This window comes from Streptomyces sp. NPDC052043, from assembly GCF_044548235.1.
In the GTDB taxonomy this organism is placed as follows: Bacteria; Actinomycetota; Actinomycetes; order Streptomycetales; family Streptomycetaceae; genus Streptomyces.
On record NZ_JBIUBT010000005.1, the window covers coordinates 204,578 to 224,763 of the forward strand.

Annotated in this window: 17 protein-coding genes and 2 pseudogenes; 9 read left to right on the forward strand and 10 right to left on the reverse strand. The window is 69.9% G+C overall.

Annotated elements, in window-relative coordinates:
- Positions 1 to 103: 103 nt before the first annotated feature.
- Together ACIHCX_RS15230 and ACIHCX_RS15235 are read left to right on the forward strand one after the other, a co-directional pair.
- Positions 104 to 952, forward strand: coding sequence for a zinc-binding dehydrogenase (locus ACIHCX_RS15230; RefSeq protein WP_400029434.1), 849 nt, complete (start codon positions 104 to 106; stop codon positions 950 to 952).
- A gap of 116 nt (positions 953 to 1,068) precedes the next feature.
- Complete coding sequence (locus ACIHCX_RS15235; protein ID WP_400029435.1) at positions 1,069 to 2,151, forward strand: flavin monoamine oxidase family protein; 1,083 nt, start codon at positions 1,069 to 1,071, stop codon at positions 2,149 to 2,151.
- Positions 2,152 to 2,325: 174 nt separating this feature from the next.
- Here ACIHCX_RS15235 and ACIHCX_RS15240 read toward each other — a convergent pair whose 3' ends face one another.
- Both ACIHCX_RS15240 and ACIHCX_RS15245 read right to left on the reverse strand, forming a co-directional pair.
- The gene (locus ACIHCX_RS15240; RefSeq protein ID WP_400029436.1) at positions 2,326 to 3,648 is read right to left on the reverse strand and encodes an MFS transporter; all 1,323 of its coding nucleotides are present in this window, start codon (positions 3,646 to 3,648) and stop codon (positions 2,326 to 2,328) included.
- A gap of 544 nt (positions 3,649 to 4,192) precedes the next feature.
- A complete protein-coding gene (locus tag ACIHCX_RS15245; RefSeq protein WP_400029437.1) occupies positions 4,193 to 4,726 on the reverse strand; it encodes a DinB family protein in 534 nt (177 codons plus the stop codon).
- A gap of 737 nt (positions 4,727 to 5,463) precedes the next feature.
- Here ACIHCX_RS15245 and ACIHCX_RS15250 point away from each other — a divergent pair.
- A pseudogene (locus ACIHCX_RS15250) lies at positions 5,464 to 6,289 on the forward strand (IS5 family transposase).
- Here ACIHCX_RS15250 and ACIHCX_RS15255 read toward each other — a convergent pair.
- Positions 6,271 to 6,726: a DUF5959 family protein gene (locus tag ACIHCX_RS15255; RefSeq protein WP_400029438.1), complete on the reverse strand. Its 456-nt coding sequence runs from the start codon at positions 6,724 to 6,726 to the stop codon at positions 6,271 to 6,273. The pseudogene ACIHCX_RS15250 and the gene ACIHCX_RS15255 overlap by 19 nt on opposite strands.
- A gap of 240 nt (positions 6,727 to 6,966) precedes the next feature.
- Between ACIHCX_RS15255 and ACIHCX_RS15260 the strand changes: the two genes are divergently transcribed.
- Positions 6,967 to 7,461, forward strand: a complete 495-nt coding sequence (locus tag ACIHCX_RS15260) for an NUDIX hydrolase (RefSeq protein ID WP_400029439.1) — start codon at positions 6,967 to 6,969, stop codon at positions 7,459 to 7,461.
- Positions 7,462 to 7,950: 489 nt separating this feature from the next.
- On the opposite strand, the gene ACIHCX_RS15265 is transcribed toward ACIHCX_RS15260, so the two are convergent.
- From ACIHCX_RS15265 to ACIHCX_RS15285, 5 genes are all read right to left on the reverse strand, one after another.
- Positions 7,951 to 9,171 carry a metallophosphoesterase gene (locus ACIHCX_RS15265; protein ID WP_400029440.1) on the reverse strand — a complete coding sequence of 407 codons (1,221 nt, stop codon included), beginning with the start codon at positions 9,169 to 9,171 and terminating at the stop codon, positions 7,951 to 7,953.
- A gap of 381 nt (positions 9,172 to 9,552) precedes the next feature.
- Positions 9,553 to 10,239, reverse strand: a complete 687-nt coding sequence (locus tag ACIHCX_RS15270) for a hypothetical protein (RefSeq protein WP_400029441.1) — start codon at positions 10,237 to 10,239, stop codon at positions 9,553 to 9,555.
- Positions 10,240 to 10,407: 168 nt separating this feature from the next.
- A complete protein-coding gene (locus ACIHCX_RS15275; RefSeq protein ID WP_400029442.1) occupies positions 10,408 to 11,178 on the reverse strand; it encodes a 2-phosphosulfolactate phosphatase in 771 nt (256 codons plus the stop codon).
- A gap of 219 nt (positions 11,179 to 11,397) precedes the next feature.
- On the reverse strand, positions 11,398 to 12,117 hold the full coding sequence (locus tag ACIHCX_RS15280; protein WP_400029443.1) for a response regulator: 720 nt from the start codon (positions 12,115 to 12,117) through the stop codon (positions 11,398 to 11,400).
- Positions 12,114 to 13,415 carry a sensor histidine kinase gene (locus ACIHCX_RS15285; RefSeq protein ID WP_400029444.1) on the reverse strand — a complete coding sequence of 434 codons (1,302 nt, stop codon included), beginning with the start codon at positions 13,413 to 13,415 and terminating at the stop codon, positions 12,114 to 12,116. Before ACIHCX_RS15285 ends, ACIHCX_RS15280 begins: the two co-directional genes overlap by 4 nt.
- A 241-nt stretch (positions 13,416 to 13,656) precedes the next feature.
- Between ACIHCX_RS15285 and ACIHCX_RS15290 the strand changes: the two genes are divergently transcribed.
- The 5 genes and pseudogenes from ACIHCX_RS15290 (at position 13,657) to ACIHCX_RS15310 (ending at position 17,481) form a co-directional block, all read left to right on the forward strand.
- Positions 13,657 to 13,986, forward strand: a complete 330-nt coding sequence (locus ACIHCX_RS15290; protein WP_400029445.1) for a DUF4190 domain-containing protein — start codon at positions 13,657 to 13,659, stop codon at positions 13,984 to 13,986.
- Positions 13,987 to 14,057: 71 nt separating this feature from the next.
- Entirely contained in the window at positions 14,058 to 15,545 is a 1,488-nt protein-coding gene (locus ACIHCX_RS15295; RefSeq protein ID WP_400029965.1) for an alpha/beta hydrolase, read from the forward strand.
- Between the two features lie 321 nt (positions 15,546 to 15,866).
- Positions 15,867 to 16,442 carry a DUF1990 family protein gene (locus ACIHCX_RS15300; RefSeq protein WP_400029446.1) on the forward strand — a complete coding sequence of 192 codons (576 nt, stop codon included), beginning with the start codon at positions 15,867 to 15,869 and terminating at the stop codon, positions 16,440 to 16,442.
- A 113-nt stretch (positions 16,443 to 16,555) separates the two neighbouring features.
- Positions 16,556 to 16,753 (forward strand): annotated as a pseudogene (locus ACIHCX_RS15305) (transposase); the annotation flags it as partial.
- Between the two features lie 59 nt (positions 16,754 to 16,812).
- Positions 16,813 to 17,481 (forward strand): class I SAM-dependent methyltransferase, encoded by a 669-nt coding sequence (locus ACIHCX_RS15310; protein ID WP_400029447.1) that lies wholly within the window; start codon positions 16,813 to 16,815, stop codon positions 17,479 to 17,481.
- 236 nt (positions 17,482 to 17,717) lie between these two features.
- On the opposite strand, the gene ACIHCX_RS15315 is transcribed toward ACIHCX_RS15310, so the two are convergent.
- Both ACIHCX_RS15315 and ACIHCX_RS15320 read right to left on the reverse strand, forming a co-directional pair.
- The gene (locus tag ACIHCX_RS15315; RefSeq protein ID WP_400029448.1) at positions 17,718 to 18,335 is read right to left on the reverse strand and encodes an SUKH-4 family immunity protein; all 618 of its coding nucleotides are present in this window, start codon (positions 18,333 to 18,335) and stop codon (positions 17,718 to 17,720) included.
- Positions 18,336 to 19,096: 761 nt separating this feature from the next.
- A complete protein-coding gene (locus tag ACIHCX_RS15320) occupies positions 19,097 to 19,984 on the reverse strand; it encodes a helix-turn-helix transcriptional regulator (RefSeq protein ID WP_400029449.1) in 888 nt (295 codons plus the stop codon).
- Positions 19,985 to 20,186 lie beyond the last annotated feature (202 nt).

A 20,186-nucleotide genomic window follows, 5' to 3' on the forward strand; every position in this document is an offset into this window, starting at 1 on the left:
CCGCCGGAGGGACCTCAGGTCAGGGTGTCCGTCCTGGCCAGTGGCGTGTGCCACGCCGACATCGGCACGGCCAGGGCCACGAAGGCGCACCCCGGGTGCCCCGGTGACGCCCGGACACGAGGTCGCCGGGATCATCGCCGAGGTCGGTGACCGGGTGCGGGGCTGGACGGTAGGCGAGCGGGTGGCCGTCGGCTGGTTCGGCGGCAGCTGCGGGCACTGCGCCTTCTGCCGCGACGGCGACGTCGTGCACTGCCCCGAGCGAAAGGTGCCGGGACTGTCCTATCCCGGCGGCTGGGCGCAGAGCATCACCGTGCCGGCCGACGCGTTGGCTCGGATCCCCGACGGCCTGGATCCCTTCGACGCGGCGGTCTTCGGCTGCGCGGGCGTGACCTGTTTCAACGCCGTACGCAAGGCCGGTACGCGGACCGGCGGCCGGGTGGCCGTCTTCGGGCTGGGCGGGCTGGGACATCTCGCCGTGCAGTTCGCGGCGCGGCTGGGCTACGAGACGGTCGCCATCGCCCGCGGTGCCGACCGCGAAGAGCTCGCGCGCGGTCTGGGAGCCCGGCACTACATCGACAGCACGCGCAGGGCTCCCGGAGCGGCCCTCGCGGATCTGGGCGGCGCGGACCACGTCGTGTGCACCGCTTCCTCTACGGAGGCGCTGGACGAACTGGCCACCGGGCTGCGGGCGCACGGCCGGCTCACCCTGGTGGGCGTGGACGACGGCTCTCTGTGTCTTCCGGTGGGCCGACTGGTGAGTCAGGGGCTGAGTGTGACCGGGCACCTGACCGGGAGCGCACGGGACACGGAGGAGGCCATGGCCTTCGCCGTCACCAACGGAGTCCGTCCCATGATCGAGCGGATGCCGCTGCGGGAGGCCGGCGAGGCCGTCTCCCGCCTGCGGTCCGCAGCGCCCCGGTTCCGTGTCGTGCTGGACCCCGCCCAGGTGTAGGGACCGTACCGGATCGATTCCGACGCGCCGCCTTGCCCCTGGCCCCCGCCGTGCAGCCCCGCCTGGCGTCAGCGCCCCGTGGCGCCGGCGCCCACCAACCCGAAGGGAAGCCGCCCATGTCGCGCAGCGGCAGTCATGACGTCCTGGTGATCGGCGCCGGCGCGGCCGGGCTGGCTGCCGCGACCGCGCTGCACCGGGCCGGACGCGGTGTCCTGTGCCTGGAGGCGCGGACGCGGGTCGGCGGCCGTCTGCTGAGTACGCCCGTCGACGGCGGTGTCCTGGATCTGGGGGCCACCTGGTTCTGGCCGGGGGAGAAGCGCGTCGCCGCGCTGGCCGCCGGGACCGGAGCCGGCGTCTTCTCCCAGTATCTGGCCGGAGACGCCGTCCTCCAGGACGGGGCGGGAGCCCGCCGTCACCCGGGCAACATGATCGACGTTCCGGCCTACCGTTTCGCCGGCGGGGCACAGCACCTGGCTTCGGTACTTGCGGCAAGCCTGCCCGCGGACGCCGTACTGCTGGACACACCCGTCACCGCGATCCGCCCCGCGGGTGAGGACGGGGTGCACGTGCACACCCCGGAGCGGACGTTCCGTGCCGCTCAGGTCGTCCTGGCCGTCCCACCCGCGCTGGCGCTGGAACGCATCGACTTCGGTGACGCGCTTCCCGACCGCCTCGTCCGCCTGGCCCGCTCCACCGCGGTGTGGATGGGTGCCGTCGCCAAGGTCGTCGCCCACTACTCCTCCGCCTTCTGGCGGGAGCAAGGGCTCGCCGGCGCGGCCTTCAGCCGGTCAGGACCGCTTCAGGAGATCCACGACATGTCCGGCGCCGACGGCCGTCCCGCGGCACTGTTCGGTTTCGCCCACGCCCGTGTGGTCCGGCCGGGTTTCGAAGCCGCGGTGGCAGCCCAACTCGGTGCGTGCTTCGGGCCCGCCGCCGCGTCACCCGACGCCCTGCACGTGCGGGACTGGAGCCGCGAGTCCTGGACGGCTCCGAGTTCCGTGCACGCTCTCGCCGACTACTCCCTCTTCGGCCACCCCCTCTACCAGCGGCCTGCACTCGAGGGCCGACTGCACTGGGCCTCGACCGAGACGGCCACCGACCACGCCGGACACATAGAAGGCGCCCTGCTCTCCGGGGAGCGCGCGGCGCACGCCGTCCTGTCCTCGGCGACGTACGACTCCGGCGCCACCTTCGGCTGACGTGGGCAGCGAGCCGCAGTCCGGGCAGTGCTCGAGGTCCGTTTCCTCGATGCGGGTCTGTACGGTGCGGCCGCTCTTTCACGCGTTGGCGCCCGGCGCCACCTCGGGCACGGGAATGTCCGCCCGGTTTCTGCCGCTTGCGGGAATCGAGATGTGGCCGGCGTACACGTGCCCTCAGCGTGCGCGGACGAGGAGGGCCCAGAAAGCGAGCACGGGCAGGACCAGGGCCCCGGCGACGGCGTTCAACCCGCCGAAGCCGATCCAGCTCATGAGGGGCCCGGCCAGGCCGGCGCCCACGGCGGCGACGACGTTCATCGCGGTGTCCGTGGTGCCCTGCACGCCGGGCCGCAGTGCCGCCGGGGTGGCGTCGCTGAGCATGGCCGAGCCTGCCACCAGGCTGAACGACCAGCCCAGTCCCAGGAGGAACAGCCCTGTCATCATCATGCCGACGGAGTCGTGGCCCATACCGGAAAGCGCGGCGGACACGAGGAAGACCGCCTGCCCGGTCACCACGGTCGACAGGTGGCCGATCCGGTCGGAGAGCCAGCCGACGACCGGGGAGAACGCGTACATGCCCAGGAGGTGGCCGCTGATGGTGACGCCGACGACGGTGAGACCGGTGCCGTGCTCGGACATGCTGACGGGGGTCATCGTCATGACCGCCGCCATGACCGTGTGGGCCACGACGATGGTCACGAAGGCGAAGGCCGCGCGCGGGGCACGGCGAAGATGTCGCAGGCCCGCGCGCAGCGTCCCGGTCTGCGGTTCCTTCTTCCGCGACGCGCCCTCCGTCCCTGCCGCCGGGATGTCCGTACCGCTGTGCGGTCGTTCCTCGGCATCCTGGTACTGGCGGGACAGGAGGAGCGGATCGGGGCGCATGAAGCCCCACAGCAGAACCGATGCCAAGACCATGCAGACGGTGGCCAGGACGAACGCCCCGGCCAGCCGGGGAAGGTGAAGGACCGACGCCACGGCGGCGCCAGGACCGGCGAGGTTGGGCCCGATCACCGAACCGAGGGTCGTGGACCACACCACGACGGACAGCGCCTGGGCCCGGCGGTGCGGCGCGGCCAGGTCGGCCGCCGCGTAGCGGCTCTGCTGGTTCGTCGCGCTGCCGACGCCGAACAACAGCATGCCCACGGTGAACAGGGGTATCGACCGGCTCACCGCCGATCCTATGAGCAGGGCCCCGCCGACGGCGGCCACGAGCCACCCGGCGCTCAGGGAGGTCCGGCGGCCGCGCCGCTGTGCGACAAGGGCGAGTGGCACACCGACCGCGGCGGCGCCCGCCGTCGTGGCCGTGCGAGCCAGCCCCGCGTAGGTCTCACTCTGGGCCACCGTTTCCGCCAGCAGCGAGCCGATCGACACCGATACGCCCACCCCGACCCCGCCGACGATCTGTGCCGCGGCCAGGACCCGGACCGTGCGCTTCTGCACGGCGCGCACCTGGGCCTGTGTCTGCCATGGCTTCGTGCGTATGTCCTGTGGTGCGCTCACGTACGTGCACTCCTTGGTAGGTCGGCTGAATGGATTTCAAGGGCGCCGAGCATGAGCGCGGGGCAGCCCCACCGCGTTCAGGAACCGGGCCGGGACGGCTTTGCCGAGCGGGGTTGTGCTCGCGGCCCCTGCCGGCATGCCGGCAGGGCCACGGCGGTGAGCACCGCCGGAGTGCGAGTGGTGGACAGCGGTCGGCGCGGCGTTTCAGCCGTGTGAGCAGCCCGCGACCGGGTCAGGTCCGGGCGGCACGCAGCGCGTGAGAACGCCCGGCCGCTCGGCCTGGATCCGCATGCGGTCGGATACGGCCGGCGCTGTCCGTGGGGAAGGACTGCCGGGCGTCTCGCATCGCCGCAGGGGCGTCTGCGGAGAGAGCACGTGTCCCGCACGCCCACGCACTCATCACGACGAGCAGCGACAGCAGGGCCAGGAGACAGCACCGCGCTCCTGCGCGTCCGGCCGCCGCGATCGCCGTACCGAACCGGGGAAGAACTGACATCACCTCACGTCACACCCGGTCATGGCCGGGCCGGTCGCCCTCCGCACGTCACGCGCAGGGGTGCAGGACGAGATAGCCGTCGATACGGCGGACACGGTCGGAGTTCGGGTCGGTGGGCAGGGCGTACCCGAGGTGCTCGGTGCGGACCTCGCAGATCCACTGGTCGTGCTGGTACTCGTGGTTGATGAGAGCGGTCAGCAGATGCGTCGCGACGACGGTCATCTGGGTGGGGGCGCTGACCTTCCCGGCCGCGATGTCGCCGATCCGGGCGTGTACCCGTTCGGCGACGGTCTCCCTGAAGGCGGTCAGCCGTCGCACTGTGGGGAGGGCGCCACGGAACTGTTCCGGCAACGCGGAGTCCATCAGGGCGTCCAGGGCCGGGTCGGGGCTGGGCTCGGCCGCGGTGAGATTGCGGATCATGAAGTGGGCGACGTGGGCCTGGTGCCCCAGGTGCCAGCCGATGGCGCTGAAGTCCTCACGCGGGCGCCAGACCACCTCGTCCGGGGGCAGGTCCCGCCACAGCTCGTCGGTGTAGCGGCGGGCACGGTCGTACTCACGCAGCAGCGCCTGCAGTTCGCGCATGGATCCTCCTTGAGACGTACGGTGCGGCGTGAGGTCACGGGAGCAGGGACGAAGCCGCCGTGACGGAGCGCTGCTGGCGGCCGGCCCCTCACGCCTCGGGCGACGTGGCTCCGGCGGCGCACCGCCGCCAATGTAGGGAGCCGATCCACGACCCGGTAGCGGGCGAAGCCGAATACCCTCATCACTGCCCTGTATGGCACAGAGCGAGGGACATCGGCCGACACAGGACGCGAGGGCCGGCTGGCACGGTCATCCACCTCCTGCGCCTCCTCGCGGACCAGTGAGCCATCCTCCGCTGTCACGGCGACGTCGTGGGTCCCGTCACGGCCCGATCGGAGGGCAATTGGTGAACACGAGTTCTCATGCCGGGGGCGGGGCGTGTTAGCTCTGGGCGGTCGCTTCTCAAACTCGTTCGATCAGGGCGACTCACTCCTTCGGGGGGTTGCGAACAGCAGGGGCTGTGGAACCCAGCGCAGTGATGATCGCCCAGCGTCCGGCCGGATCCGCGCGGGCTCTGGAGGCATCCGCGGAGTCGATTCCCCTTGCCGGCGACTCAACCGATGCGGTGATGGCGGATCGCGGATCTTCTCCAAGGCGGAGGCGCCAGCACGTGACTCCTCTCCTCCTCAGACATCGCACCATGCGCTGCTGGCCTGTCCGCCCCCCTTAGAACTCCTAACGAAATGATCTTTGAAGTGGCTGGATCTCTCCGGAACCGTTGATCCGGGGGGTGCGGGGTGGCGCGGCCGAAGCCGTGGGAAGTCGATGACGAGTTGTGGGCGGTGATCGAGCCGCTGTTGCCGAAGGTGGAGCGTAGGACCCGGCCTCCGGGACGCAAGCGGCATCCGGACCGGCTGGTGTTCCAGCGCATCCTGTTCGTCCTGCACACCGGGATCGCCTGGGAACACCTGCCGCAGGAACTCGGCTTCGGGTCGGGCATGACCTGCTGGCGGCGCCTGGCCGAGTGGACCGAGGCCGGGGTGTGGCCCCGGCTCCACGAGGCCCTCCTCGCCCAGCTGCACAGCGCGAACGTCCTGGACTTCTCCCGGGCGGCGGTCGACGGCTCCCACATCCGGGCGTTAAAGGGGGCCCCAAGACGGGACGAAGCCCTGTCGACCGGGGCAGGACGGCAGCAAGCACCATGTGATCACCGACGCCACCGGCATCCCGCTCGCCGCCACGCTGACCGGCGGCAACCGCAACGACGTCACCCAGCTGATCCCACTGCTTCAAGCGGTGCCGCCGGTGCGGGGCAAGCGTGGCCGGCCCCGGCGTCGTCCGGACGTGGTGCTGGCCGACCGCGGCTACGACCACGACAAGTACCGCCGCCTGGTCCGGGACCTCGGCGTGAAGCCACTGATCGCCCGCCGCGGCACCGAGCACGGCTCCGGACTCGGCACCCAACGCTGGGTCGTGGAGCGTACCTTCGCCCACCTGCACTGGTTCCGCCGCCTGCGGATCCGCTGGGAGATCCGCGACGACATCCACGAAGCCTTCCTCACCCTCGGATGCGCACTCATCTGCTGGCGCCGCCTGGCGGCAGTTCAGCGCCGCCACTCGTAGACACCCGGCGAGGACTGCAAGACCTCGCTCGGCCACTCCTTCAGCACCCGCTCAAGCAGCCTCCGCTGCTCGCCGATCCACCCCTGGTCGAGACCCATAGGAAGGAACACGGAGACGCACGAACTGTCCAGATCCTCTACACGGACAGCGGGAGTCCCATGCTCTTCGTTGTGAGGCTGGATCCTGATCTCAGGGCTGTGGCCATCGTCCCTCCAGCAGATGTCCTGACCTGCCGCGAGCAGATCCAGAGCACGGGACCAGTTCTTGAGGTCGGAAGGGAACAGAGACATGGCCAGTCGACCGCTGACAAAGCTGCTGGTGACGAGGACCTCTGCGTCGAGCTGGTCGTGAAGATGCAGCACGCCCGGCGACCGACGCCCCAGCACACGCACTCGGAAGCTGTTGTCGCCATCCGAGAGGCTGATCAGCTCCACCATGCATCCTCTGCTCTGCCCGCCCAGCATCTGTCAGGACTCAGGGTGCTGAACCAGATCTTCAGGCACAACCAGGTTGACCCAGCCTCATTCTGTTAGGAGTTCTCAAAGCGCGCTGGATCTGGTCCCGTCAGGGCACGGCCGATCGGAGGGCATTTGGCGAACACGAGTTCTCATGCCGGGTCGGCCTCCGCGGGTTGCCGGGAAGCGGCGTTGTCGGTGGGCTCTGCCAGGGTGTGCGTCGTGGATGAATTGGTGGAGCGTGTCAACGGTCAAGATCGTGTGGTGGGGGTGGTGAGCCGTCGGGAGGCCATCCGGGAGGGTTGGCTGCATCGCGTCGCCGTGACGGTGTGTCGTGATGATCGTGGCCGGATCCTCGTCCACCGACGGTCGGAGCAGGTGTCGCGCTTCCCCGGGCTCTATGAGGTCGTGGTCGGTGGCGCCGCACATGTCGGCGAGTCCTATGAACGGGCCGCCGCGCGGGAGCTGGCCGAAGAGCTGGGTATTCGTGCGCTGCCGCGCCTGCTGTTCACGTTCATCAACCGCAGCGGTTTGAGCCCTCACTGGCTCGGCATGCACGAAGCCGTGGTGCCGGACGCCGTGGTCCCCGATCCCGATGAGGTCGCCTGGCATGGCTGGCTGACCGAGCCGGAGCTCGGCTCGGCCCTGTTGGAGTGGCGCTTCACCCCCGACAGCCACGAAGCCTTCAGCCGGTATCTCGCGTTCCGGAGCGCGTAGTCCTGACCTCTCTCGCCTCTCGGGCTGGGATGCCTGCTTGCGGCCAACGGACCTTGCGAGAGGGAATGTTCGTGATAGGGAGTACGGATGTTTGGTCGACTCCCCCTCGTTGAACAACTTGATGGCTTGCGGTCCCTGCTCTCTCAGAACGAGATCCTGACCGACGTGATGACCAGGGCGGCGACCTTGGAGCTGGCGTGCGCCGAGAAGGGCGCCTAACGGGCATCTGCCCTGGTCAGGCGCCCTTTTCGGCTTCTAGAAGAAGCCGAGCTTCTTCGGGGAGTACGACACCAGGAGGTTCTTCGTCTGCTGGTGGTACAGGCGTCACGCGTCGCTGAGCTGCGTAAAGCGTGGTCACGCATGGCTCGTTGGAGCCGTCGGCCCGGGAATGGTCCGGATCTTGTCCGCGGCGAGACGGGCCTGGTCATCTGTCGGCGCCGCACCCCGCCTCGTGGACTGCTCCAAGGGGATGTGTTGGCCCGCCCAGTGCTACGGCGAGGTGGGCAGGTGCGGGGAGCGGAGCACGAGCAGGGTGATCTCGCTGGGGGCGAAGACGCGGAACGGTGGGCCCCAGAAGCCGGTGCCGCGGCTGGTGTAGAGGAGGGTGCGGGTGCCGTGGTGGCTGAGGCCGGCGAGGGCGGGCTGGTCGATGCGGACCAGGTGGTGGAAGGGCCAGATCTGGCCGCCGTGGGTGTGGCCGGAGAGCTGGAGGTCGATGCCGTCGGCTGCCGCCCGGTCGACGAACTTGGGCTGGTGTGCCAGGAGCAGGACGGGTAGGTCGGGGTCGGCGCCGTCCAAGGCTCCGGCGAGGTGGGCGCGGTGGCCTGCCAGGCCGGAGGACTCGGCGGTGACGTCGTCCACGCCGGCGACGACGAGGGTGTCGCCGCCGCGTTCGAGCAGCAGATGGCGGTTGCGCAGCGGCTCCCAGCCCAGCTCGCCCATCAGGTCGACCCAGCCCTGGGCCTCGCTGTAGTACTCGTGGTTGCCGGTGACGTACACACGGGCCCGGCTGGCCTGCACGGTACCGAGTGGGACGGCCTGGGCGCGGCGGCGCTCGGCCGTGCCGTCCGCGATGTCGCCGGTGTGGCAGACCAGGTCGGCTTCCAGGGTGTTCACCGTCTCGCAGACCCGCGCCGACCAGCGAGTGCGATCAAGGGGACCGTAGTGGGTGTCGGTGATGAGGACGACACGGAGGCCGTCCAACCCGGCACCCAGTCGCGGGAGTTGCACGTCGAGTCGGCGCACGCGTGGCACGCGGCGGGCTTCGGCGTACCCCCAGGCGAGTAGTACGGCGGTTATGCCGAGTACGGCCCAGGTGACGATCCGGGCGCGGTCCTGACTCTCGCCGACGCCGGCCACGGTCAGGGCGAGCCGCAGGAGGACGCCGAGCAGAACGGACCAGGTGAACAGGACCCAGCTGGTGCCCAGCAGGGTGTCACCGATGATCGCCGCCCGGTCCTGCTGGCGCCGGCCGTGGCCGCGTACCATCGCGAGCGGCATACCGACGAGGCCGAGGGCGAACAGGGCGGTGCCGACCAGCGTGACGGGCAGCGGCCAGTGCTGGCCGGTGTGCAGGAGCACCCAGCAGGGTACGGCCCACAGCAGGACGGGGGCGATCCGAGGGATGTAGCGCATCAGGCGGTGCAGCCGGCTCCGCCGCGGCGCTCGCGCTTCACCCTCGGCGGGCCGGGCGTTGCTGGTGTCGGTCACGCTTCCCCTCCCTGACCGTGCTGCCGTCTCGCGCACTGTATCCGGTCGCCCCCGGGTCGGCGGGCCGGGTGCTCATGGGTGCGGCCCCTTGGAGCGAAGGGTTCTCCGCGGGATGGCACCTGCTGCACTGCGCGAAGTGGGACAGGGTTGATCACCGACCTGGTTGGCGGCGGAACAGTGGTGCTCGGTGTGGGCGCGAGCCCCACTCGCTCCAAGGCGCGGTTGAGCCGATTCGTGAACCGTGCGTACGGGGCGGCCAACACGTAGGTGCGTTGTCGCCGTAGACCTCGTCGTCGGCGACCCTGCGGGCGGAGGTGCCTGCGTCCAGCGCTCCTCCGGGAGGCTCCGTCCGGTGCCCCGCCCCGGCGTCCGGTGCTTCCGCTACTGCCGGGCCGCGTCCTGTTCGTCAGGGGCGGTCACGGTGGCGGCTTTGCCGTCCTGCAGTTGCTGAAGGCGCTTGAGCGTTGCGGCGAGCATGGCCTGTGTGCCCGAGGGGTCGCCTGCGGTGCCGCCCTCGATCCGTACCCGGATGTTGACGTTGCCCGAGCGGACGTACCCGTAGACGGAGTCGTCGCTGGATCCGGGGTTGATGACCAGTGTGTTCTCGTCGCCAACCGGCTTTTTGGGGTTCTGCTGCTTGCTTGTCTCGGTGCCCTTCCACGTCGTGTACTGACGGTGGGCGGCGTCGGCTGATGTGAACAGGCAGATATGTATGTACGCCATGTTGATCGTGGAGCCGTTGTACTCGTACGAGGAATCGCCGCCGCGGACCCAGCCCGCCGGCGCGGAGTCGGCCTCCTTCGTGCCGTTGCAGTACTGCCCTTCCGTCACCGACTTGTCGCCGTGAAGGGACCAACTGGGAAGGGTCTCGCCGTCGCCGAGCAGGGCCTGCGTGATCTGGGCCTGGGTGAGTTCCTTCGTGATCGGCTTCAGGGCGGGAGCGGAGACCGGCTCGTCGTCCTTCTGCATGCCGGAACTGGGAGCCGGCTTGTCGCTGCTGGAGGAGCAGGCGGTGAGCGCGGCAATCCCGACAAGGGCAGTTACGAGGGTGGCGCGTGCACGTGACATGCACACAGCCTATCCAGTGTTGATCATCAAGCTGGGTGCTTTCTGCCGCCTCGGCGATCGCCCGCTACAGCGAGATCGATCTTTTGTGCCTGGACGAATTCGGCTACCTCACCTTGGACCGCAAGGGCGCCAAGCTGCTGAGGTGCTGCCGAAACTTCACAGGTTCAGCTATGACCCCGTGCCGTCGGTGCTGTGGTTGAAGGCTCCGTCGGTGAGGACGGGCACGATCGCGCTGGCGTTGAGCTCGGTTGCGATGGCCACGTCGTCGGCGAACCCGCTGCGGGCCAGTTCAATGCCCGAGGAGCAGGCAGCCACGGCATCAGTGACGTCGGGAGTGTGCGTGAAGCAAGCCCGTGCGGCAGCCGCCTCGGGGGACAATGGGCCAACGCCTCGCGACTCCAGTTCGGCGATGATCGCCCCGGCACCCAGCAGGTCCTCCAGCGCAGGTCGCAGGCTTCCGTCCGGCCACCGCTCACCAGCGGCGATCACCATGACGGGACGTTCCGCAGTCCCATAGCCGTACCGGGCCAGCCATCGTCCGACAACTGTGGCGTTACGCAGACAGCCCGCCACCACCGTCGCATCGCCTGCCGTCGCGGCGATGGCCGATCCGTTGGGTGAGGGCAGCACGAGGCGGGGAGTGAACGGGGCATGCCGGAGTGCTGCCGGAGACAGTGACCACGGTGAGGTCGAGGTGGCGGCTCGCCGCCCCACGGCCAGCGCCGCCGACTTGTTCCGGGCAAAGACGGACGCCGTCTCGTCACGCCAGGCACAGGGAAAGACCTGGGTTCCTGCCTCGACTGCGACGGTCACCGATGTCGTGAACGACAGCACGTCGACCACCACTAGACAGGCGGCGTCAGGCGCCAACTGTTGGGCACCGGTGGGGCCCCACTCGAATCGGACTCCGTACTCCTCCTGCAGGAACCAGTCGCTCATGGTGGTTGATTCTGACACCGGTGTGATCAACGGGGAGGGGGATCCAGCGTTCGCGGGCTGGGTGGTCGTCCGGGGTCGACGTGGTCGGCGAGGTAGATCAGGGTGGGGATTCGCATGAGGCACGGAACGCCTCTGCCCGATGCTGCCGGGCGGCTGGTCGGCACGACCGAGCCGGAAGCAGCAGACGCACCTTGACGCGGGTGAAGGATACGTCGGAGGTCAGGTGGTGAATCCCGGCATCACCAGGCCGGATTCGTACGCGATCACCACCGCGTGGGTTCGGTTCTGCGCGCCGAGCTTGCTCAGGACGTTTCCGACGTGGGTTTTCACGGTCTCCAGGCTCACCGTGAGCACCCGGGCGATCTCGGGGTTGGACTGGCCGGTGGCCATCATCCGCAGCACCGCCTCCTCGCGCCCCGTCAGGGCCGCTTTCGGCAACGCCTCGGCCGAGCTCAGGGGGCGGGCGGTGACCATCTGGCGCAGGGCCGCCGGGAAGAGGATCGTCTCCCCTGCCGCCACGATCCGCACCGCCTCCGCGATCTGCCGGACCGGACGCCGTTTGAGCACGAACCCGCTCGCCCCCGCGCTGAGCGCGGCGGTGACGTAGTCGTCGTTCTCGAAGGTGGTGATCACCACGACCTTCGGCGGGTCGACCGACTTGGCGAGGAGTTGCCGCGTGGCTTCGATCCCGTTGCGGCGCGGCATGCGCACGTCCATCAGGATCACGTCCGGCCGCAGCAGCCGTGCCTGCTCGACTGCCTCTACACCGTCGGCGGCCTCCCCGACGACCGAGATCTGTGGCTGTGCCGCGAGCAGTGTGCGCAGACCGCTGCGGGTCACCTCGTCGTCGTCCGCGATCAGGAGGGTGACGGGGGTGGTGGCGGGCCCGGCGGTGGCGGTGTCAGTCGCGGCAGCGGCTGCCGATTCCGGGCCGGTCATGCCGACACCCGTACCGGCAGGTGGACCGCCAGCCGCCAGTGCTCCGCCCCATGGGGGCCCGCCTCGAACTCGCCGTGCAGCAGCCGTACGCGCTCGGCGAGGCCGGGCAGACCGTGCCCGGACGTCGGAAAGACGCCCCGGTCCGCACCCGCGCCCGTGCTCTTCTCCTGGCCGGTCCGGTTGACCACACTGAGCCGCAGTCCGTCCTGCGTGGCGGCCACCTCGACCTGGATCGGACCGCCGCCCCCGTGCCGCAGCGCGTTCGTCAGCCCCTCCTGCAGGATCCGGTACGCCGCGCGGGACAGCGTGCCCTGCACCTGTGCCAGGTCACCGGTCAGGTCCGGCTCGACCCTGGCGCCCGTGTGCCGCAATCGGTCGAGCAGTTCGGGCAGATCGGCCAACGTCCGGACCGGCGCCGTCTCCGCCTGCTCCTCACGCAGTACGCCCAGCACGTAGTCCAGGTCCTCAAGCGCGGCCCGGGTCGACTCCTCGATGCTGCGCAGGGCGGCTCGGGCTGCCACCGGGTCGGCGGCGAGCACCTCGCCCGCCACTGCCGCCTGGATCGTCGCCGCCGTCAGCGTGTGCCCGATCGAGTCGTGCAACTCGTGGGCCAGCCGGTTGCGTTCGGCCAGGCGCTGCTCCCGTTCGGCCGCCAGCATGAGGCGCTCGGCGGACGACGGCCCCAACAGGCGTGGCGCCAGCCACCGTAGAGCACTCGACATCGCCACGCACACGAGCACCGCCAGCAGCACGCAGACGATCGCCGTCACCCAGCTCTGCCAGCCCTGCTCCGGCCGCAGCGTCCAGTCGAGCAGAACGATCTCCGTATCGCTGCCCGTCCAATGCCCCGGGAGGGCCAGACCCATCAGGAACAGCACACTGCTCGCCAGTGTCCCCGTCCACCCGAGTGCCACGTGCAGCAGCAGCCAGGCAGGAGTCCGCAGGCGGTCGGCACCGGACGGCACGGCAGGATCCGGCACAGCAGGAGCCGGACCAGCACCGGGTGAGCCGGCAGGTCTGCGTACCGGCACCGGGTCCGGCAACTGCACCTTCAGCAGGCGGCGCGCGGACGCGATCAGCACCCGCCGCGTGGCGGGGACGAGGCCGACCGCAGTGATCAGGGCCGCCCAGACCAGCAGGGCCAGAGCAGCCCGCATTCCATACGGAGCGGAGGGCCACACCAGAGCAGGGAGCACGGCGGGAGGCAGCAGCGGAGCGCTCGCCATAGCGCCGAGGAAGGCGAACAGCGCGCCCGAATATGTGGAGCCGCGCAGGAACGGCCGGATTGCCCTGATCATAGTCGGCAAGTATGGCGGGCCGGTGCACAGGGGCCCTCCCCCGATCGGGGGAGGGCTTTCCCACGCCTTCTCGCGATGCGCCCGCCCACCTCCCGCTTCCATGATCGTGTCCTGCCCCATCGAAACGGGAGGACAGCGGATGAAGACGCGAAGGACGGCGGCGGTGCCGCAGTACATGGCGACGGCCGGGGCTGCGCCGGTGAGGATGACGTCGGAGCCACCCGGGGGCCCCGTGGCCGGCATGCGGCCTCAGTCCGCCAGGAACGGGCTGGCCACGGCGGCCATGACGCTGGGCGTCACCGGCCTGTTCACCTCGATCATCTTCGTCGGTGGGCTGCTCGGCGCCATCGGCGTGGTCCTAGGCGCCCTGGGCCTGAGGACGGCCAAGCGGACCGGAGTCGGCCGGGGCAAGGCCGTGACCGGCGTGCTGGCTTCGTTCCTCGCGATCGTCGTGTCCGTGCTGTTCGCCCTCTTCATGGCCTGGTACGCGAACAGAACGCAGGCGTGCTACCAGCCCGACAGCCTCCAGCAATACGCGCAGTGCGTCCGCCGGCACCTCGCCGCGAACTGAGCGGCGACAAGCCGAGCCCCTGTGCCCCATCACCGATAAGGAAGAGCATCCCGGTGCCAAATACACGCAAGATGCGCAACAAGCGCATGGCGTCTCTTCTGGTTGTCTGCACCGCAGCGACCTTGGCCGCGACGCTGACACCCGAGACGACCTTCGCGGTTTCCGGGGCTATCGCCAACGACCCCATGCGGCAGTACACACAGCAGAAGCTCCACTGGCGGCACTGCGACGCGAAGACGCCCGCCACGTTTCAGTGCGCGACTCTCAAGGTGCCGCTGGACTACGACGACCCCGGCGGCAGGCAACTCGACATCGCGGTGAACCGGTTGAAGGCGAGCAGTCCAAAGGAACGCCGTGGCGTGCTGCTGTTCAACCCCGGCGGCCCCGGTGCGCCGGGCCTGGGCCTTCCGGTCGTCTTGGAGGCGTACCTTCCCCAAGAGGTGAAAAGGCGGTACGACCTCATCGGGTTCGATCCGAGGGGTATCGGGCAGAGCTCTCCGCTCAGCTGCGGTCTGTCCTCTGACGAATTGAACTTCGACCGCGCGTACTACGCCAAGACCTTCGCGAAGGACGTGCGGTGGGCACGCCTGGTGGCACACAAGTGCGCAGCCGAAGAGGGTGACAAGCTGCGGCACATCACCACCCGCAACACCGCACGCGACATGGACGTCGTGCGCGCCGCACTGGGAGAGAGGAAGATCTCCTACTACGCAGGCTCGTACGGCACCTATCTCGGTGCCGTCTACATGCAGCTGTTTCCCCAGCGGGCCGACCGGTTCGTGCTGGACAGCGCGGTCGACCCCGTGCGGTACGGACGCGGCACCTTTCAGCAGATGGCGGAGGGGACCGAACCCGCTTTCGTGAGGTGGAGCGAGTGGACCGCCCGCCGGCACACGGCCTATCAGCTCGGCACGACCCCGGCCGAGGTCCGCGGGACCTTCTGGGACATCGTCGCCCAGGCGAACCGCAAACCCGTCGTCACCGACGAGGGGCTCCTCACCGGTGACGACATCCGCTCCGCGCGCGACATCTTCTTCCAGGAGCAGAAGGCCGCCGCCTGGGTCGCCGAGCTGAAGAAGGCTACCGAGGGCGCCGAGCCCGCCACGCCGGCACCCGACCCCGAACTTCCCCCGGAGAACGAGATCGCGGGCCTCTTGGCGGTCATGTGCGGTGACACCTCCGCCACATGGCCGCGCGACCCCGAGCAGTACCGGCGCGACGCCGTCCGCGACAAGGCCCGGTATCCGCTGTACGGCGACTTCGCGTCCAACATCAAACCGTGCGCCTTCTGGAAGCAGGGCAGCGAGACCCCGACCACCGTGAACAACGACGTCAAGGCGCTGATACTGCAGAACGAATGGGATCCGCAGACACCCCTGACAGCCGCCCGGAACATGCACCGGGCCCTGCGGGGCTCCCGCATGGTCACCGTCGCGGAGGGAGAGGGCCACGGCGTCTACGGCGCGGGGTCCTGTGCGGACGAGGTCGCCAACGCCTACCTGACCACGGGCCAATTCCCGGCCAGGGACCTGACCTGCCATGCGCCGACCGGGCGCTGAACCGCCGCCACCGACCCTCAACAGTCCAGGCCATTCCGGCGACGGCAGCTCGTCGGCCCGGCAAGCGTGCGCGCGTACGGCCAAGGAGCGGGGCCTCGGCCAGCACCGGGGTCCCGCCTCTTTCCCATGTCGCAACTTCCTGCTGTGCGGGCGGTCGAGCTCGTCCTGGCGGCCGGGTGGCGCTCGCGGCCGTTTGTGCGGCGACGTCGAGACCGTGCTGTGCCTCTGTCGCGGGCGTACGGCCTCCGGTCCCTCAAAAATGGTCCAGCACCACGGTCACGTTAGGCTCATGGCCCGTCGACCCTTCCGAACAGGAACGCCATGCCCAACAGCCGTACGAGACGCGGCTCGTCGTCGGGTGAACTCACTTACGGGCAGGCCGGTGCGACCCGGCCCGCCGAAGAGCCCTGGCCGGTGGGGATCACAGGTCTGCGCCCCTACACCCGTACCGTCGTCATCGGGCGCGGGGACACTGACTGGCACGCCGCGGCGGACGCGGTGCTGCGCTGGGGCGTCAAGCGGCGCAGTGGCTTCACAGTGACGGGCCGCGACGGTGCCGGGGGCCGGGTCGTCGACGGGGCCGAGTACCGCATCACGGCGGCGTTCGGTCCGTTTGTGGTGCGGGAGCCCGTCCGGGTCGTCGCCGTCGTCGACACCCCGGACCGCTGCGGCTTCTCCTACGGCACCCTGCCCGGTCATCCCGTGAGCGGCGAGGAGGCCTTCGTCGTCCACCGGTCCCCCGACGGCACGGTCGCACTGACGATCCGCTCGCTGACCCGTGCCGCCCCGCACGGGCCGTGGCGCCTGGTTTTCCCGGTGCTGCTGGTCGCGCAGCGGTTCTTCCGGCGGCGTTATCTGCGCGCCCTGCTGCCTGCTCGTCGAGCGGGCGTGCGGTGAGCCGTCGCCCCGCAGAGTGCGGGGCGACGGGCCGCCGTCAGCAGCGCCCGACCCCACAAGGTGACATTGCCGCCGTGCTGCTCTGCTTGGTCTTTGGAGAGGTGCTGGGTAGCGGCCACGGTCCCCAGCTCGCAGCCCGCGTCCTCGCCGAGATCGGCGCCGACCGGACCCGCTTCGCCGACGCCAGAGCACTCAAGTCCTACGCCGGCTCCGCCCCGATCACCCGCGCATCCGGCAAGAAACGCTTCGTCGGCCGCCGTTTCGTCAAGAACAACCGGCTCATGCACGCGGGCTTCCTCTGGGCCTTCTCAACTGCGTGAGCCGGCCATCGGTCACAGGCGCTGTCAGTGCACCCGTCTAGATTCGCCGCGTGACTGAGCCTTCCTACCTTGCTGCGGTCCGGGAGTCGTACGACACCGTGGCCGACGACTACGCCGCCCTCGTCAAGACCCCGTCTGAGCTGGACCCCCTGTCACGCTCGATGCTGACCGCCTTCGCCGAGCTGGTGCAGGCATCCGGCCGAGGACCGGTCGCGGACCTGGGCTGCGGACCCGGAAGAGTGACGGCGCACATGGCCGGACTCGGGGTTTCTGCATTCGGCATCGATGTGTCCCCCAAGATGATCGAACTGGCCCGAAGCGCCTATCCGGACCTGCGCTTCTCCGTGGGCTCCATGACCGCGCTGGAGATCGAGGACAACACGCTCGGCGGCATCCTGGCGTACTACTCCACCCACCACACACCTCCGGAGCTGCTGCCGGTCGTGTTCGCCGAGTTCCACCGCACCCTCGCACCCGGCGGACATCTCCTCCTCGCTGGCCACGTAGGCACCGGTGAGCACCGCCGTCCAACACACGGCTATGGCGGCCACCCCGTGTCCTACGCGTCGTATCGACTGCCCACACACCAGCTCGCTGAGCTACTGAACCAGGCGGAATTCACCATCACCGCCCAGCTGGTGCAGGAGCCCGACGAGAAACTGAACTGGAAGTTCGCCAGTTTCCTGGCCTGCAAGCCGACTACCGAGGAGCCAGCTTGACTTCCTAGCCCCCTGAGATGTCTTGACCGCGGCATAGGGGCACCTTTTGGCCGGGGCAGGCTCTTTCCCGGCCTTCGGCGCAGGGGGTCGCCTTCGTCGGCGCGCATGCTTCCACCCACGGCATGTCCGCCCGAACCCCGCAGGCGCGGCGCACCGCGGCGTAGCGTCCGTCTGCGTCGATGGCTCCGTCCGGGCGGCATCCGCCGCCGGGTGCGCAGGGGGACCGAGTGTTCACATCACCCGTAGAGCGAGCGGGCTCCCGGGCTGTCGCCCTTGAAGCGCTGGCCCGCGGCGATCTCCTCGCCGACCACCGACCAGACGGTCTCGTTGTCCTGGAAGGGGAGCGGGTCGATGCTGCTCGTCTCCTGCCGGATTCGCTCGACCTCGCGCTCCAGGCGCTCGAAGTCGCCTTCCTCGTCGCCGTCGTTGCCGCTGAAAGTGAACTCCTCGAGCAGGCGTTGGAACAGGAGGGTGACCTGGACGAGGGAGGAGATGTCCGTGTGGAGTTCCTGGACGTGCTCTCCGTCGGCGTCGAAGGCGTGGACCTTGCCGGAGGCGGGGTCGAGGGCGAGGTGGGCGTTCAGCAGCCAGCCGATGACGGGCCACCCGCCTGCGTCCTGGGCGGCGTCCTCGAAGTCCTCGGTGTCGAGGAGTTCCTGGACGAGGGGCAGCCGACCGGTGTCCTCGTCGGGTTCACGCGGCCAGAGCACCCCGGTCGGGACGCCGACGGTCTGCAGGAGGCGGGCGCCCTCAGTCTCCGCGGCGGAGGGCGGAAAGGCGGTGGCGTGCAGGGTTGTGAGCCGGCCCTCGCCGAAGATGTCGGCGAGTCCGCCGCGGGCGACGTCGAAAAGCATTGCCGGAACTCCGAACTCCGCGGCCATACGCGCGCCGAGGGACTCTCAGTGGATGGAAGCGGTCACAACAACAGCGTTGCAGGTCGGGGAGTGTTCGGCGACCCCGTCGTGCCCCGCCCGTTCAGTCGCGCTCTTGCGGAAGGAACTTGTCGTCGTCCCAGGGTGAGACGTTTCCACATCTACGACCGGCGAGTAGCAAGACCCCTTGAACGAACCAGCCGGTTCTGCGCGGTGTGCCGCCGCATTCAAGTCCCCGGAGAGACGGCGCGATGGACCAGCCGTCCAGATAGCGCCCACCGTTGATGCCCTTCGCCTCGGCGTCCCGCAGCCGGAGATGCACACCGTGTCGCCCGGCCGCGTGTACGTGAGCAGCCCGCAGAACTTCGGACGTTGAAGCGGGTGGAGGCGGCTGGAGGTACTGGCCTCCTCCTGGAAGACGATCGGCTCCTTGACCCCGGCCTCGGTCAGGACGAGGTAGGACGGTCACGACCGCCGGCGCGAGCAGGACGGCTGAGCCGGTCAGGGCCGTTCCCGAGCGGGCCGCGATGTCGCTGGCCGCATGGCCGGTGGAGACGGAGGCTGCGACGGCGGTCAGGATGCTCAGGCTCAGTGCGCTGCCGATCTGGTGCACGGTGTTGACCAGGCCCGATCCGGCCCCCGCGTCCGCGGGGGGCGACGCCGTCGACACCGCTGGAGGTCAGCGGGGCCGGCGTCAGGCCCTGGCCGGCGCCGATGAGTGCGCTGCGCCGCGGGGAGGGAGGTCAGTTCTCGCGCGGCCGCCCGGCGAGGGCCTCCTGGGTCGCGGCCCAGGAGGCGAGCAGGCGCAGGCCCTCTTCAGAGGGTGAGCCGGGTTCGGCGGTGTAGATGGTGACGGTGAGGCCGGGTTCGGCCGCCATCTCCAGGCCCTCGTAGGCGAGGGTGATATCTCCGACGGCCTCGTGGTGGAAGTTCTTGGTGCCGGTGCCGTGGTGGCGGACGTTGTGGGCGCCCCAGCGGGTGCGGAAGTCGTCGCTGCGGGTGGAGAGCTCGCCGACGAGGTCGTGCAGCTCCTTGTCGTGGGGGTTGCGGCCGGCCTCGGTGCGCAGGATCGCGACGGTGACGTCGGCAGCGAGGCCCCAGTCGGGGTAGAAGCGGCGGGACGCGGGGTCCAGGAAGGTGAAGCGGGCGAGGTTCGCCTGGTTGTGGGGGTTCGCGTAGACGTCGCTGTAGAAGGCGCGGGCGAGCGCGTTGGTGCCGAGGATGTCCATGCGGCCGTTGCGGACGAAGGCGGGGCCTGCGGTGATCGCGTCGAGCGTCCACTGCAGGCTGCGGTGCGGGGTCCACTGCCGGGCGGGGCGTCGACGTCGGGGGCGGATGAGGGTGTCGGAGCCGTCGGCGGCCTGGGCCAGATGGAGGAGGTGGGCACGTTCGGCGTCATCGAGCCGGAGGGCGCGGGCGACGGACTCGAGGACGGTGGGGGAGACGCCGGCGAGATTGCCGCGTTCGAGCTTGGCGTAGTACTCCACGCTCATGTCGGCGAGGGCTGCGACCTCGCTGCGGCGCAGCCCGGGGACGCGGCGCCGGGTCCCGGAGGGCAGTCCGGCCTGCTCGGGGGTGATCTTGGCACGCCGCGAGGTGAGGAACTCGCGGACCTCCTGTTGGTTGTCCACCCCTCGACCGTACGTGCAGCGGGGCGTGCGAGGGATGTACTGCCGGTACACCCATCGACGGTGACTGGCTGGCCGCCACGAAGGGCGGTTACCTGGGGGACGAGGCGTTGTCCCCGGCCGCCCGTCGGCGGCGACGGGGCCGCCTGACCCCGGCGCACGGACACCTCGCGAGCCGGGGACGGTCGTACGCGGACCGCTTCGG